This window comes from Desulfovibrio sp., assembly GCF_047607245.1.
Classification (GTDB): domain Bacteria; phylum Desulfobacterota; class Desulfovibrionia; order Desulfovibrionales; family Desulfovibrionaceae; genus Desulfovibrio.
In genome coordinates, this window is record NZ_JASGDK010000012.1 from 38,995 (window position 1) to 54,805 (window position 15,811).

Sequence of the window (15,811 nt, forward strand, 5' to 3'; positions counted from 1 at the left end):
ACCACCGGTGTATTTGCAATTCTCAATATTCAGCCAGACAGACTTCGTCTGTCCCAACCGCCTTTGGGGCGGATGTGCCCGAAATTGAAACTTTTCTGCATGGCAGGAAGCCCAAAGTGCAGCCAACTGCAAAGCCATTCAATCTCAGAGCGTTTTAACTTTGAAGCGCTCGGGCATCTGCGTGAGCAGACGCCCGCCGTGAAGACGTTAGCGCTATTTATTTGTGCGATGAAACGCCGTAACAAGCGTGCCTGATCTTTTGAGCAGCCATATTCTCTAAAATACTCTGCTCTGATCAGTTCAAGTCGTGCTGACAGTGCAGCCGCGGCCCTTCTTTTTCCTTCTTGAAAAGGTGATTCAGCGCGTTGACGTAAGCTCTAGCGCTGGCCACAAAAATATCAGGATGCGTACCGCGTCCCACTGCGCTGAACTCACCTTCACGCAGGCGCACGGTCACTTCACCCAAAGCGTCGGTACCGCCCGTAACTGCGTTGATGGCATACTGCTCAAGCTCCGGTTCACGCCCCACCATATCGGCAATGACGTTGAAGAGCGCGTCCACCGGGCCAACGCCAAAGCCAGCACTGCTGCTTTCCATACCGTCAACATCCATAATGACCGCAGCTGTCGGCGGCACGCCGCCTGCATCAGAGCTTTGCACACTCACGTGGCGCAAGCGGAAGCGGTCGGGCGTGCGGTACACTTCTTCCTGCACAAGCGCCATAAGGTCGTCGTCGTGCAGGGTTTTCTTGCGGTCGGCCAGCTGCTTCACCGCTTCGAATACAAGATTGAGCTGCTCGTCTTCCAGCGTGTAGCCCATGCTCTCAAACTTGTTGCGCACGGCGTTACGGCCAGAGTGCTTGCCGATGACAAGATTGCTCTCCGTACGGCCCACAGACTGCGGCGTCATGATTTCGTAAGTCTCGCGGTTCTTGAGCATGCCGTCCTGATGGATGCCCGATTCATGCGCGAAGGCGTTGGCGCCCACAATGGCTTTATTGTTGGGGATGGGCTGGCCAATGGTCATCGAAAGCAGGCGGCACGAAGGATAGAGCTGCTCGGTGACGATGTTGTGGTCCAAACCAAAGTAGTCGTGGCGCACGCGCAGATTCATGACAACTTCTTCAAGGGAAGCATTGCCCGCGCGTTCACCTATGCCATTAAGCGTCACCTCGGCCTGACGCACGCCAACCTTGAAGGCCGCCAGCGTGTTGGCAACGGCGAGTCCAAGATCGTTATGGCAGTGCACGCTGAAAATGGCCTTGTCGCTATTGGGCGTATTGCGGATCACATGATCAATAAGAGCCGCGTATTCAGCAGGCTGCGCATAGCCCACTGTGTCTGGCAAATTGACTGTGGTGGCCCCGGCATTGATGACCGCTTCCACTACCCGGCAGAGAAATTCCGGTTCGGAACGCGAAAAATCTTCGCACGAAAATTCCACATTGCTGGTGTGCTGCACGCAACGCTTGACGCCCTCTACGGCCATTTTCAGCACGTCGGCGGGGTCTTTGCGCAGCTTGTGCTGCATATGCAGGGGGGAAGTGGAGAGAAAAATGTGGATGCGGGGATTTTTGGCAACCTTGATGGCATCCCAGCAGCGATCAATATCGCCAGCCACACAACGGGCAAGACCCGCAACCTGAATGTCGCCAGCCTGCGCTGCAATACGTTGCACAGACTCAAAATCGCCGGGGCTGGAGGCGGGAAAACCCGCTTCCATAATGTCCACGCCCAACACTTCAAGCTGATGGGCCAGACGCAATTTTTCCTGTAAATTCATGGTCGCGCCGGGCGATTGTTCGCCATCGCGCAAGGTGGTATCGAAAAAATAAACGCGGTTATTCATGACTATCTCCTCTGGGTATGACAAGTGGTGTATTCTTGCATAACGGCCACCGGCAGGGCGGCGGTCCAGAGAGCGTCATTCCGCCCAAAGGGCGGCGAACCGTTACGCAACCTTAATCGCTCTGAGGCGATAGGGCGCGTAGTAGCTGACGGTCGCGGCGGGGAAGGATGACAAAGGTGTAGACAAGGCCACCGGCAATGTAGACGGCGCAAAGCATGAAGCCCATGACGCGCGGGAAAGAAATGACAGTGGCAAGAATGAGCAGAAAAACCAGCATGGTGCGGATGGGGTGAGCACGCAGGAAGTCATACTCCTTGAAGGAGAAATAACGCACCCGGCTCACCATCAAAATGCCCACGCCCACGGCCAGCAAAAGGGCCATGTACGGCTTTGCAGATTCAAATACGTCTGGGAACAAAGCGGCAAAAAACACAAAGGTCACAATGGTACAACCGCCAGCCGGAATGGGCAGGCCAATGAAAAAACGCTTACCCGTTGCGGCAGTGCTGACATTGAACCGTGCCAACCGCAAAGCTCCGCAGGCGGCATAAATAAAAGCCGCCGCTATGCCCATACGGTTGAGGTCATGCAGTTCCCACTGCCACAGCAACATAGCAGGAGCAAGGCCGAAGGCCACAAGGTCGGCAAGCGAGTCGTACTGAACGCCAAATTCACTGGCGGTGTTGGTAAGACGGGCCACCTTTCCATCAAGACCGTCCATAACGGCAGAAAGCAGAATAGCCATACAGGCCGCCTCAAAGCGCCCCTGCCCGGCCCATACCATAGACAAAAAGCCAAGAAACATGCTCAACGTCGTGATCATGTTTGGCAGGAGGTATACTCCCTTGCGTGGCTTTTTAACTTCTGTGGTCATGCTTCACCATTATGGCCGTCTGGCCTTATGCAGCGAGACAAAAGAACCTATTCCTGTCCTGCGCGGGCAACAACACACTGCCCTGCAAAAACCTGCTGCCCCAACTGCGCAGCAGCAACATATCCCTCAGGAAGGTAAAGGTCAACTCGCGATCCAAAACGAATCATACCGTAGCGTTGACCGCGTTCAAGCGTGTCGCCGATGTCAGTACGGCAGACAATGCGCCGGGCCACAAGGCCTGCAATCTGCACCATTGACCACTGCTTTCCGCTGACGTCACGCAGACTGTAGGCGCAACGCTCGTTGTCCGTGGCAGCCTTGTCAAAGGCCGCGTTGACAAACGCGCCCGGAAAATAGCGAATATCTTCCACCGTACCCGCCACGGGCGAACGGTTCACGTGCACGCTGAACACATTCATAAAAATGCTGATGCACAGGCGCTTTTCACCACTGAAAGGATCGGGCTTTTCTTCAATACGAATAACTTTTCCGTCAGCAGGGCTGATAGCAAGCCCCTCGCCCCGCGGCGTCACGCGCTCGGGATCGCGGAAAAAATGCATGCTGAACCAGCACAGAGCCAGAAAAACCACGGCCAAGGGCCACCAGCCCAAGGCTGCGAACACGAGGGCCGAAAAGCCGGTAAGGCCTATGCAGGGCCATCCTTCAGGGGTAATACCGCAGTGGGCGGGACGCATAGCATCTCCTGTATGTAGTGCGCGGGCTCGCCGCACTGTTACCTAATCAATGCAGCAGCATAGCCTGACACCCGCCGCATGGCAAGCACAAGTGCGCCTGCCCGCCTTTGAAAAACCGCCTCTTGCCGTAAGCCGCACACGAGACTATACTACAGACATGAAGACTCCGTTCGCCCCCCGTCCGTTCCGCTATGCCCTGCTGTGCAGCCTTGCTCTGGCAGGACTGCTCTCTGCATGCGGCCCCAAGGACATCGGCGCAGGCACCTCTTCTGATAATGAATCACGCCCTATGGGCGTGAGCACCGAAGACCAGATGCGCTACCCCATCATGGGAGCCAGCAGAACGCAACAATTGCTCTATCTGCAAAACCGCCCGGATGTTATGGCCAACACGCAACAGTGGCGTATGCAGCAGTTCAACCGGGTCCACGGTCTGGATCAGGATGTCAGCCCTGAAGACCCGGCATACAGAGCCGTGCCCAAACAACGCAGCCCCTTCAAACAGTAGCGACCTATGGACCCCATTACCCATGCCGCCAGCGGCGCTGTAGCCATGCTGGCCATGCCGAACCGCCCTGCCACCCGGTGGGCCGTTCCGCTGGCCGCTATTGCCGCAGCATCTCCCGATATTGACGTCACTCTTTGCCATACACCTCTGGAATTTCTGCTTCTGCACCGGGGCATTACCCATTCCCTGGCGGCGGCCCCGTTGCTGGGGCTGCTTCTGACACTGCTGGCGCGCCCCATGTGGAAGCCCGGCACACCCGGCCACTGGAGTTTCTCCAAGGTCTGGCTGTTCATGATCTGTATGGTGCTGCTGCACATCTGGCTGGATGTCATCACCACCTATGGCACGATGATCTATCTGCCCTTTTCATATGAAAGGGTGCGGCTTAATGCCGTATATATTATTGATCTGCTGCTGACCCTGCCCCTGCTCTGGGCCGTGTTGCGCTGGCGGGCCAAACGCGGCCTCATGCGTATGGCCCTGGCCTGGGTATTTGTTTACCCGGCGCTGTGCATAGGACTCAATGCGTGGCATACGGCCCAGACCGAAAGCCGCCTCGCCGCCGAAGGCCAGAACACGCAACAGACCGTACAGAAGGTTGTGCTGCTGCCCGACGCTTTTGGCCCCCTGTTCTGGCGTACATTATATGAAACGGACGGCCCCGGCGGCAGAATGGTCTACAGTCAGGGGCTCAACGCCCTGGGGCAGCCCCGCAACCCCGCAACAGGGCACAGGGCCGCCCCCCCAGAACTTCTGGCAGAGCTGGCTCGGCAGTCCGTCGCTGCGGAAGCATTTTTTGGTTTTACCGTGCTGCCAGTCATAAGCCCTCTGGCCGACGACTTTAAGCCTGCGGAAGCTCTTGCAGGCGCGACGTCCCCTGCCCTGCCGGAGACTGCGGCCGCGACCGCCGCAACAACCACAGCAGGCACAACTGGCACAACTGGCGGGGCTGCCACAACAGACGCAGTAGAGGCAACAACCCCCACGGGCACGCCAGACGCTGCAAGCACCGCAAGCACCGCGGGCAACGACACCCCTGCCAAAGATACGCGCCTTGCCTACGTGCTGTTTAACGATCTGCGTTTTGGCAGCGATCTGGCGTTCGTGCGCGCCATCATAGCCAGCCGTCCCAATGCCGACGTTCCATTCAAGTATATGGCCGAACTGGAGCTTGCCGGTCCCAACGAGGTTGCGTCCCTTGTGGATGAAGGGCAAAACCCCGATGGTGCACGCCTTGTGCGCGAACGCCTGCGCTTTTCGGACAGCGGCAAAGACTCGCACTGGCAAAGCCCGCGGGTGCCCACGCCGCCCTCTTTCTGGGACTGGCTGATAGGCCTGCGCTAAAATTTTACCCGGCGGAGCGGCAATTGCCGCGCCACGACGCCCCGGCGCGCCACGCTGCCGGACGGCCCATGCCGGTATAACGCCTGAAATGCCGAGGTTTGTTATGGACAATAACTTTTCGCATCTGGACGGGCAGGGCAATGTGACGATGGTGGACGTAGGGCATAAAGCCGCCACCGAGCGCGTCGCCATTGCCGAAGCCGTTGTAGAGCTGAGCCCCGCCACCCTTGAACTGTTGCTCAAGGTGGCGCTTCCCAAGGGTGACGTGCTGACCTGTGCCAAGATTGGCGGTATTATGGCCGCGAAACGGGTGGGCGACCTCATCCCCCTATGCCACCCCCTCAATCTCAGCTATGCCGATATTCGCTTTGAAGTAAGCAAAATGCCGCCACGCATTCGTATTGAGGCTGAAACCCGCACAGTCAGCAGCACCGGAGTGGAAATGGAGGCCATTGTGGCCGCGCAAACCGCCGCCGCCGTTATTTACGACATGTGCAAAGCCGTGCAGCGTGACATAATTATCAGCCGGGTGCGCCTGCTACACAAAAGCGGCGGCAAAAGCGGCGATTTCAACGCACAGGATATGGATTGATGACACTGCCTCATATCGACCCCGTTGCCTTGAGTATCGGCAACCTTCAGTTGCGCTGGTACGGCCTTATGTATCTCGCAGGCTTCGGCCTTGGCTGGTGGCTGGGACGCTGGCGCGCATCCCGCCCCAACTCCGGCTGGCGTGCGTCTGATGTGGACGACCTGCTGACCTGCGTCATGATCGGCATTATTCTGGGCGGCCGGCTGGGCTATGTGCTGTTTTACGACCTGCCCGTCTATCTGTCTGATCCGATGGAAATACTGCGCATCTGGAACGGAGGCATGTCCTTTCACGGCGGGCTTCTCGGCGTGCTTGGGGCCTTCTGGTATTTTGCGCACAGCCGACACCGCTCGTTTCTGGATATTTCGGACCTTGTGGCTCCGCTTATACCGCCGGGCCTGTTCTTTGGCCGCTTGGGCAACTATATCAACGGCGAACTATGGGGCAAGGTTACAGACAGCCCGTGGGGCGTCATTTTTCCCGGCGCTGGCCCCTATCCGCGTCATCCCAGCCAGTTGTACGAAGCCCTGCTGGAGGGCATCGTTCTTTTCACCGTGGTATGGATATACTCGCTGAAACCCCGCAAGCGCGGCGCGGTATCGGGCCTGTTTGCGCTGGGGTACGGCGTGTTTCGCTTTGCTGTGGAATTTGTGCGCGTACCTGACGCCCAGCTGGGCTACCTGGCCTTTGGCTGGCTGACAATGGGGCAAGTGCTTTGCCTTCCGCTCATTGCCGTGGGCCTGTGGCTGCTCTGCCGCCCGGCCCCCATATCGCAGCCCGGCATGCATGTGGTGCTGGACCGCCCCGGAGCTGGATCAGACTCCAGCTCAGATTCAGAGAATGGCAAACCGCGCAAGAGCAAAAAGAACAAGCATAAAAAGTAAGCAGCCTCACGGCAGCTGAAAATACAGATTCAAAATCCTGAAAAGGATTGTAAAGACAAGAATGATTGATGGCAGCCCATATGGCCGTGAATAAAAACGGCTGCATGGGCTGCCGGGCGAAAAGAGGCCCATGCGGGTTTGTGAGCAACCGCGCAGGTTGACACTTGCCCGCTTTTTTGTGAAGCTGACCGCCGTTTATCCAAATATTTTTTTACGGAGATCACATGGCTAAAGAAGGTTCCATTGAAGTTGACGGCGTAGTGCAGGAAGCCCTGCCTAACGCCATGTTCCGCGTGGAACTGGAAAACGGCCACGAAGTGTTGGCCCATATTTCCGGTAAAATGCGCAAATTCTACATCCGCATTCTTCCCGGCGACCGCGTTAAGGTTGAGCTTTCGCCCTACGACCTTACCCGCGGACGCATTACCTACCGCATGAAGTAGCAGCGGGCGCGGCGGCTTTTCTACCGCCACCTGACGTGGCTGAACCGCCCGTGGCCGCGCCCCCTCTTCTCTTTTGCAGCCAGTTGGCTGCCTTCGCTTTACGAAAGCCCCATCCAGGCAAGCAGGCTCAGGCACAGCAAGGCCCACAACCCGGCGACAACGTCGTCTATCATGACGCCGTAGCCTGCGGGCAGCCAGTTTTCAGAGGCCTTGACCGGCCAGGGCTTGGCGATGTCGAAAATGCGAAAGAGCACAAAGGCCGCCAGCACCATAAAGAAACTGGGATTGGGAAAAGGCAGCAGCACCAGCCACACGCCCACCAGTTCGTCAATAACTACCTCGCCGGGGTCTTTGCGCTCAAGCAGCACTTCTGCCCTGCTTGCCGCCACTGCGCCAAGAAAGAACAGCACGATCAGCAGGGCAAGCCGCAGCCAGAAATTCAGCGGTAAAAAGATATACGGAGCCAGCAGGCAGGCTATGGCCGTGCCCCAGGTTCCGGGAGCCTTGGGGTCCAGCCCGGCCACGCCGAGTCGGCAGAAGTACAGGGTTATTTTGTCGATCAGGCGCATGCATCCTCCAGACGGAAAGTCGGTTGTCTGCCCGCTGCATGTTTTGGGCTCGCGGCAAAAAAAAACATCAGCGGGCTACGCAAACCACGCGAACCGCATGAGCCGCGCAGCAACGGCAACAACCGGGCGGCAACAAAAGCAACGGTAAACATTTTCGCATACCACAAGCGGTACGCGTGGGTAGTCTATCCATTTTTTTTCAGCAAGACCAGAAAGGAAGCATGCGGAATATCGCGTAAAAAGATCGTCTATACGATTGTGAGAAGCGTGATTAATCCTGCGCATTGCCTAAGAAACCGCTTTGCCGTATAGGCATGGCATGGACAAAAACCGCAGCGAACTTTTTGGCCACTTCAGCTACGACGATGACCTCACCTATGAGGCTCTGCTGGAAGTGGAGGAAGCTCTTACTGCCGACATGACAGGCCTGCTGCTGCGGGCAGGGGCCACCCACCTGGACTTTACGCCGCAGGGTGATGCGCTCATGTTCCAGTGCGTTTTTGAAGCCCACAAGCTTTATGTATACCGCAAAATTGCCGCAGAAACAGCAATCCTGCTGCCGAATGGTGTGCGGGGGCGCCTGTTGTGTCTGGACAAGGACCTCAATTCCCTGCATATATACTGGCTGCGCACGGGGCAATGGCAAGAAGAGGAACGACCTGTTCCCTTTGAGCCGCCGCAGGGGCTTAAAATCTGGAAGATTGGCGGAACCGCCACAGATATGACGGAGCCCACGATTGACAGCGCCCCGCCCTGCGAAGAAAAATAACTGCCACAGGCAGCCGCTTGCAAAATCACACCTGCCCGGGTGGTGGAATGGTAGACACAAGGGACTTAAAATCCCTGGGCCGCAAGGCTGTGCGGGTTCAAGTCCCGCCCCGGGTACCAAATAATATCAGGAAAATTCCCGGATTCGTCGAAATGGCGAATCCGGGAATTTGATTTTTTGGTCCATTTTTGGTCCAGATGGTCTAGACACAAGGAACACTAATGGCCGCAATAAAAAATCGTGGCCCACTCAATGGAAAGTGCGAATTCGCCGCCGGGGCTACCCCCTCACAACCAAAACTTTCGATACGAAAGCAGAGGCAGAGGCTTGGGCTCGTCTGATGGAAAGCGAGATGGATAGGGGTATTTTTGTCTCTAGAGCTGAGGCAGAACGCTACACTCTGCGCGAATGCCTTGATCGCTACATTGAAGAGTATATTCCGCGCTTAAAGCACGCCAAACGCGAAGTGGACCGCGCCAGAGCTTTGCAGCGCCGGACGCTTGCGCATCGGGTTATGGCAACAATCCGCTCAAAAGATATCGCAGACTTTCGGCGGGAACGTGAAGCCGAGGGTGTAAGCGGCAACACAATTCGGCTGGACTTTGCCCTGCTCTCCAAGCTGTTCAACTTTGCCCGCTCCGATTGGGGCATGGAGAGCTTACAAAACCCCGTTGAAATTGCAGCGAAACCAAAGCCCGCCAGGGGCAGAGATAGAAGGCTAGAAGATGGTGAGGAGGAAAAGCTATTGGAGGCGGCGAATCCGGTGTTTCGCCCCATCATCCGATTTGCGCTAGAAACGGCTATGCGCAGAGAAGAAATTGCCAGCCTACAATGGAAAAACGTCAGTTTCAAAAAAAACTCTGTGCATTTACCAGAAACAAAGAACTCTGAGGCCCGCACGGTCCCACTCTCTCCCCCTGCTCTCGCCATTCTGAAAGACTTGGCAAAGGTCAAAACCGGCGATCAAGTTTTTGCCCTAACAGCGGAGCAAATCACCGCATCCATGAAGCGGCTTAGGGCTAAAAGCGGGCTTGAAAATATCCGCTTTCATGACCTGCGACATGAAGCCACCAGCCGCTTCTTTGAAAACTCGGATTTAGACGTAATGGAAATTAAGGCAATTACCGGACATAAAACGCTGCAAATGCTTTCCAGATATACTCACCTACGGACGGCTAGGCTTGCGGATCGGCTGAACGGGGCAAGAAGGGGCGCAGAGACTGAATATCCTATTTGAAACACCTTTCAACAAAACAAAAAAACAAACAAGCGCCTTGTGGTAAAAATCGTGAGTTCTCTTCTGCAGGGAAAATATACATCCGCCGTCACTCCTACAAGATCAATTATAACTTAACTAAAATCCCCCCTTTGCAGTAAAAACGATGATAATGGAAAGTACTCCCTCCAGCACCACTTCACATCAAAACATTTTATTCATTTATCATACATTTAGTTACAACCAAAGCATACGACACAATAACTTCTTCGAGCGCCAATCTACCTTCGCAACCCTAAATCTTCTGTTGGCCCCCAATAAGTTCCATTCCATTGTATTGGGGAAATTCTCATTCCATGTGGATACACGGATTCCTCATTATTTTCCTTACTAAGCTCATCTTTATTATCCAATAATGTACTATTTAATTCATTTGCCAACCATATATATTTTTTTAGTATGCAATCAGATCCGCCTTCAAATGATAAGTCATATCCATAGGATTCCTTCCAACAATAACTCGCATCAAGCTTCTTAAGATCTGCCCCGAATACAGTTACTCTATCATCATACAGGTTAAGATTATACAGAATTTTGCCTTTCACCCTCAGCAAATAACTAAGCCAGTCATATACATAAAGTGGATAGTAGTGGTAAGGAAAATTTGCTAGATAGCGTTGGTTGTCAGAATCTATAGGAATTACATTTTTGCAAAGGGGAAATTCTTCATCATGATCCGACAAAGCATCAAAAACGGACTTATCAACAATGATTCTCGGATATACTGCAACTTCCCCTTCTAACTTATATGCCCTCATGTAGGCTGAACCAAACAAAATCGGCCCATGATGATACACCTGACCATAGGTAATAGCCCCCCTCAAAAAGATACCATCACAAGCTAAATCAGTAGAAAACTTCGTTAACTTATTACACAAGGCTTTAAAACCATCAAAGGTGCCCTCTGTTGATATAATAGCACAATCAGAAATATAGTTAATCCGAGGATCACCAAGTTCTATATCGATCATAGAGCCACTTTCTGCACTCTTATAAATCACTAAATCATGCTGTCCATTTGACTCCACAGATTCTTCAGATAAAAAATTGAGCGCAGATATAATGGCCTTAAAGCTCGGATTATCTAGATTATTATTTTCTTCAATTTTGCCAATAAGCGCTGTAAAACCCAAAATGTCGATAAAAGCTACAAAACGATTTTCATACCCAGAAATATCCATATAGACCTACACTTTATTTAATAGATGCATTGCAAAAAACATGCGTATAGCACTTATTTTGTATTAATTATACACTGTAAAAGCGCAAGGCCATCCACGACTCATAGATCCATGCTGTCGAAAGGATAAATAGAACACTTTGAGCACCAATTTGCATATCCTCTCACGGGTAGAAAGCATGATTCGCCTTAAAAGAAATAAACGCATATTTATGCAATCCACTAACTCGAAAAAGTCAAGTAGTGCATAAGACCTGCAGTTTTCAATCCCATCAAATTGGTTGCTACGCCAACTTGTTTGCAAATCCATTGTGCCGGGCTCAAAAAATTCTTGGTATCCCTCTATTTACATGACCATCGTAGTCATTCCCCATCTGTATGATTAATGCTCTCAAGCTTCAACATAATTTTTGATCATCCTGAAGAGCAACTTACAGTCGGCACAAACTTCAGTGGAGACGAGTCAGTTGAATTTAACCATGCCCCAAAAGATGCTTTACCACGAGCAACCCGACCTCTGATCCATCTAGCACCTTGCGCTTCAAACTAGCTTTCCTTAAGCTTGGCTCTCCAAAGCGGGCAAGCGATTTCGCCTAACAAGGCAGAGAGATCCTTTACCAACGAAATAAAAAAAACGAATAATATCGGGACTAGACTGAGAAACTCAGCGAGTGGAGCAGCACTCCAACCAAAGGCAAACAGCATTACGCTTTGCCGGACTTTATTCTTTGAAGTTTTCGAGTGATAGGCATATCTGCTTTTATTGTCACGCACCATTAGCTTTTAGCATTGCAGGGACGCCTCCTGGTCATGCTCCATTGGATTAGAGTTTAACTTTGACTTAAGAGTCTTCATATCGATTACCCCAGTCTTAATCCCCAAAATTTTATAAATCGCCGTAGCTCTTTTCTGCAACCTTTTGTCTTCTGTCACAAAGTAATCACAAATATAGGCGTGCTCCAAGTGGCATTTATCTCTATACGAACTTGCAATTTTTTTCTTGTTTGAGAATTTCACTTGTTCTGTTTCAAAGTTTATAAAATCAAAAAGATTGGTCAGCTCTTCAATTGCCTCTCGGTGGTCTTTAATGACACCAAAACTTCCTGAATTTACAAATCCGCCCACACAAGTATTATTAAATTTAGATCTAATTTCCTCATATCCTGATATTTTTGACTTTTGCTCTCCTTTAAAAAAATCTATAAGATTTTTACTAACCTTATTGTACAAGTCTGTCCCCTTTCTTAGATTAGGATGTACGTGGTAATTTTTAACAAATTCAAGCAGGCGACTATTTTCATATTTTTTTGTTAGCTCTGAATATTTTTTTACCCGCGCTATAGTATCTTCAATTTTTTCTTCAACAAAACAAAGCCCTTCATCCATGTAGCCAACCATTCCACCTTTTGTTATAGAAAACAGATCAGAACAAAAAGAATTAAGAAAGATTGGATTACTATTACACGCATCCTCTATTAAATAAGAACTATACACAAAACAACATTTACGTTGCTCAGCCAACCTTCTTATGTTCGAGTCGTTTGCTAAAACGTGAACAGCATTCATATCCAAATAAATTGAATTATTTTTTGAATCTATTTTTTTATATTTTATATTACATGGATGAACAATATCATCTTTACCCAGAAAATCATCCTGGATATCTGCAATTCCATAATTTAAAAGTGCCATTTTAAATTGAAGAAATATCTTATCAAACTTCAAAATATATTCCTCATACTCTCTACACTGGGCAGAAGAAAGAGTTGGAATAATTTTTTTTTGATAATTATAAAGAATGCTAGAAATTAAAAATCGATCTTTGACTTCATCTGCTTTAAATTTATGCAAGACACAATCAATTAAATCTCTGTAATGCCCATTTAACTCAGCTACATCCATTTTGATTTTAACCCAAGGGGCTAGAACAAGGTCAAAGTCAACATTGTGCGTTTCTCCATCCTGAAGCAGCGAAAACAAGTCTAAAACTAACAAATAATCCTGTGACTCTTCGACTTTGCTTAATTCCTCAATATCATCAAAATATTCTATAAAGACATTATAACTTATTCTAGCAATCGCTTTTTCTAACAACTCAACCATGTCTTTTCTCCAAATTAGAAATCATTTGAACAACGAACTTTTACACAACGCCACTGCGTAACCATTTGCAAGATATTGTTCTCAAGGGATTGCACTTTATAACTCTTCACACAGAATTCTCTTGTATTTAGCCTAATCAACCATAGAGCAGTCACCGATAGATATAATCATGCCGAAAAACCCATTTTTTGCATGGATGTTCCCCATAACCACTTATCTCGAAGCACATGTTACAGTTTTCAATTTGCCATTGCCTGGGGCTTCGCTGATGAATAACTATCTTTAATCGTGTCCAACACCCTGCGACCATAGCCTACAGATTCTATGCTAGGAACACATTTTTTTTAATGGCCTGCTTTCCGTGGGAATGGTCAATTCGGACCTATATCTTCCGATGATTACGCGCCAAACTTAATAAACAAGCCGGGCCACACTTATTTCTGACGCAAAAGTGCATGCAGGTTCGGATAGATCATTTTATGTCACTCAAGGTCATTTTATGTCATTCAAGGTTATTTAAGGTTATTTAACAAGACTTAAGGTTAATCTACCGCAATTCTGCCTAAATAACCTATAATGACGTAAAATGACCTATAATAACCTTAAATGACATATCGAGGAAGTACATGCTGAAGGCAGGATAGGTGAGGTAGGCCCACCTCACAGCGTTGTTTATTCGCCTATGGCTCAACAAATGACTAGATAGCCCCAACTATGAGCCCTTTCAGCAAACGATAGCCACGGTGCGTTGCCGAATGAAATCCGTCAGAATTTGCCCTTGTGCCTCTGTCTTGGCTGAAATGGCTGCATTCTCCGCTGGAGTGACACACAGCTTTATCCAGGCACTACGGGTTTCAGGCTTGGCTTTCATGCTTTTGCATTGGCGCTTTTGCAGGGCTCGAAGGGGCGCAGCCATTCGCCAGCCCCGGCTGTGGACACCGCAAAGCGTGTGGCCACAACGGGTAGGCTGGCTATGAGAAATACCAACGGCCCAAACTGGCGTGAGGAATTTCTGTGGCAACGAAGATTTGTTGCTAAAAACCCCCACCTCGCGCTGCTAGCTTGATACTGGTTGGTAACGAAACAAACGAAATTAACGATTTTTCGTGCGCATAACATCCACAGGTCCAGGGGCTGTTTCGTTAATTTCGTTCACTGCTCCCCCCAATACCTCTGCGGCAACGGGCAACGAAAAATACGAACTAGACGAAATTGCGCTCATGCTTGCCCCTCACAGCTAGGTAGAGTTTCGTATAATTCGTTAGTTTCGTTCAGGCTGATGATTTGTGTGAAACGGGTTGGGCCACGTTTTTCTTTTCGAATGATTATCCGCTGTTGGGTTTCTAATTGTTGGAGCAGAGGCTCTAAACGAGCCTTGGGAATATTTCGATTCAAGGCTGCGCTCAATTCTGTGGACGTAAGCTGGCCTTGCCGTAGAATGCCCAAAACTTTTTCTTCCAGGGGATCAACAGCCCTGTCTCCGAAAATATACAAGGCTGAGTCTTGCGCATATTGCCACATGGCCAAGGCTGCTTGCAGATGTGTCTCCTCTATTTGGGCCTTGCCATCTAGCAAGGCATAGACAAGGGACAGCCGCAACGTCTGAGCCTCTGCTCGATTAATAATGCTGCCAGCAAGACCAAAATGTTCTTTTGACAGCTCTGAATAGACATGTTTCCAGAGTTCCACGGCATTGGAGGCCATTGCCATTGCGCCGCGCGTTTGGGCATGGGCCACAATTTGCCAAAGTTCGCGCTGTAGGGGGGCTATTTCAGTTTCTGGCATTTGAGCTGGGAGCGGGATCATCTTCGACCGGCGGGCACATATCCAGAGGAACCGATTACCAAAGCCATTCACGACCTGCACGTCTCCCAGGCGCACCAAAAGCTCCTGTATTGTGATGTGGGTGAGAATGTTGATATGCGCCCTTTGAACCACTACAGGGTTATTTTTTGTCAGAGGAGAATACGCGCCTGAATCCCAGAAGCTGCGGATGCACGATGAGAGGGTGTTGCCCTCACGTTTTGTGCAGGCGAGAGCACTGGCAAACTCCTCATCAAAAATCACCAGCCGCTTATCATCTTTCGCGCGTACTGGCTCATTTGGGTGCTGTTTATGCCACCGTTCTCGCTCTTCGTCAGATTCATCTCTGACAAAAAATGCAAGCCCTTCACCTGTTGATAATGGCCCACCGCTTTCTCTGGCAGGCAAACCTAGCTGCCATTTTTGAAGATCTGCAGCAGCACAAAACATGCGGCTGAACAGTCTCTCAACCGGTTTTCGGGAGGTGCCTTTTCTGGCCTTGCTGGAACTTCCGCAAATTACAGCAAAGAGGCGTGGAGGATGAACAGTTTCGCCAACATAGATATGTGGCCCTGCATTTGGAGCATAGCCATAGATCTCTGCGCAAAACCGCACCAAAGTAGTGATAGCAATCGCGGCTGGGTCTGCTTCACTATCTCTGGTTGCTAGCCTGACGAAGTCACCCAGAAGGCCTGGACAAGCGTTCCATGAAAAAACTGGCCATGCTTTCAGATTCATTTCCTCTGCGAGTTCCGAGGACAATTCGGAACCAGCACTAAGTGGTGCAACGCGAACGGAACGAGCCCCGATAGCCTCCCTAAATTGCTGGGGTGACAGGGCTCCATCCATAAGAGCTTTGAGAGGCACGTCTGGGGCTTCATCAGCCAAATCCCAGCCGCTTGGGAGTGAGTCTGGTGGTAAT

General features: G+C 50.8%; 15 protein-coding genes and 1 tRNA gene. 8 read left to right on the top strand and 8 right to left on the bottom strand.

The window, feature by feature from the left end; translation table 11 throughout:
* Positions 1-295 precede the first annotated feature (295 nt).
* The 3 genes from QM579_RS01285 to QM579_RS01295 form a co-directional block, all read right to left on the bottom strand.
* Positions 296-1,849: a 2-isopropylmalate synthase gene (locus tag QM579_RS01285; RefSeq protein ID WP_414997420.1), complete on the bottom strand. Its 1,554-nt coding sequence runs from the start codon at positions 1,847-1,849 to the stop codon at positions 296-298.
* A gap of 112 nt (positions 1,850-1,961) precedes the next feature.
* A complete protein-coding gene (pssA, locus tag QM579_RS01290; RefSeq protein ID WP_414997421.1) occupies positions 1,962-2,723 on the bottom strand; it encodes a CDP-diacylglycerol--serine O-phosphatidyltransferase in 762 nt (253 codons plus the stop codon).
* Positions 2,724-2,770: 47 nt separating this feature from the next.
* Positions 2,771-3,418, bottom strand: coding sequence for a phosphatidylserine decarboxylase family protein (locus QM579_RS01295; RefSeq protein ID WP_414997422.1), 648 nt, complete (start codon positions 3,416-3,418; stop codon positions 2,771-2,773).
* A gap of 49 nt (positions 3,419-3,467) precedes the next feature.
* Here QM579_RS01295 and QM579_RS01300 point away from each other — a divergent pair, with 49 nt between their 5' ends.
* From QM579_RS01300 to infA, 5 genes are all read left to right on the top strand, one after another.
* Positions 3,468-3,926 (top strand): hypothetical protein, encoded by a 459-nt coding sequence (locus QM579_RS01300; RefSeq protein ID WP_414997423.1) that lies wholly within the window; start codon positions 3,468-3,470, stop codon positions 3,924-3,926.
* A 6-nt stretch (positions 3,927-3,932) separates the two neighbouring features.
* Positions 3,933-5,270 carry a metal-dependent hydrolase gene (locus QM579_RS01305; protein WP_414997424.1) on the top strand — a complete coding sequence of 446 codons (1,338 nt, stop codon included), beginning with the start codon at positions 3,933-3,935 and terminating at the stop codon, positions 5,268-5,270.
* A gap of 103 nt (positions 5,271-5,373) precedes the next feature.
* Entirely contained in the window at positions 5,374-5,862 is a 489-nt protein-coding gene (moaC, locus tag QM579_RS01310) for a cyclic pyranopterin monophosphate synthase MoaC (RefSeq protein ID WP_414997425.1), read from the top strand.
* Complete coding sequence (gene lgt / locus QM579_RS01315) at positions 5,859-6,746, top strand: prolipoprotein diacylglyceryl transferase (protein ID WP_414997426.1); 888 nt, start codon at positions 5,859-5,861, stop codon at positions 6,744-6,746. The genes moaC and lgt overlap by 4 nt, the downstream gene beginning before the upstream one ends.
* A 224-nt stretch (positions 6,747-6,970) precedes the next feature.
* On the top strand, positions 6,971-7,189 hold the full coding sequence (gene infA, locus QM579_RS01320; protein WP_006008898.1) for a translation initiation factor IF-1: 219 nt from the start codon (positions 6,971-6,973) through the stop codon (positions 7,187-7,189).
* A 98-nt stretch (positions 7,190-7,287) separates the two neighbouring features.
* Here infA and QM579_RS01325 read toward each other — a convergent pair whose 3' ends face one another.
* Positions 7,288-7,758, bottom strand: a complete 471-nt coding sequence (locus QM579_RS01325) for a phosphatidylglycerophosphatase A (protein ID WP_414997427.1) — start codon at positions 7,756-7,758, stop codon at positions 7,288-7,290.
* Between the two features lie 319 nt (positions 7,759-8,077).
* On the opposite strand from QM579_RS01325, the gene QM579_RS01330 reads away from it, so the two are divergent.
* From QM579_RS01330 to QM579_RS01340, 3 genes are all read left to right on the top strand, one after another.
* On the top strand, positions 8,078-8,527 hold the full coding sequence (locus QM579_RS01330) for a hypothetical protein (RefSeq protein WP_414997428.1): 450 nt from the start codon (positions 8,078-8,080) through the stop codon (positions 8,525-8,527).
* Positions 8,528-8,560: 33 nt separating this feature from the next.
* Positions 8,561-8,646, top strand: a tRNA-Leu gene (locus QM579_RS01335).
* 221 nt (positions 8,647-8,867) lie between these two features.
* The gene (locus QM579_RS01340; RefSeq protein ID WP_414997429.1) at positions 8,868-9,764 is read left to right on the top strand and encodes a site-specific integrase; all 897 of its coding nucleotides are present in this window, start codon (positions 8,868-8,870) and stop codon (positions 9,762-9,764) included.
* 260 nt (positions 9,765-10,024) lie between these two features.
* Here QM579_RS01340 and QM579_RS01345 read toward each other — a convergent pair whose 3' ends face one another.
* From QM579_RS01345 to QM579_RS01360, 4 genes are all read right to left on the bottom strand, one after another.
* A complete protein-coding gene (locus QM579_RS01345; protein WP_414997430.1) occupies positions 10,025-10,984 on the bottom strand; it encodes a hypothetical protein in 960 nt (319 codons plus the stop codon).
* 782 nt (positions 10,985-11,766) lie between these two features.
* Positions 11,767-13,086 carry a hypothetical protein gene (locus QM579_RS01350; RefSeq protein ID WP_414997431.1) on the bottom strand — a complete coding sequence of 440 codons (1,320 nt, stop codon included), beginning with the start codon at positions 13,084-13,086 and terminating at the stop codon, positions 11,767-11,769.
* A gap of 724 nt (positions 13,087-13,810) precedes the next feature.
* Entirely contained in the window at positions 13,811-13,957 is a 147-nt protein-coding gene (locus QM579_RS01355; RefSeq protein ID WP_414997432.1) for a hypothetical protein, read from the bottom strand.
* Between the two features lie 347 nt (positions 13,958-14,304).
* The gene (locus QM579_RS01360) at positions 14,305-15,738 is read right to left on the bottom strand and encodes a hypothetical protein (RefSeq protein WP_414997434.1); all 1,434 of its coding nucleotides are present in this window, start codon (positions 15,736-15,738) and stop codon (positions 14,305-14,307) included.
* Positions 15,739-15,811 lie beyond the last annotated feature (73 nt).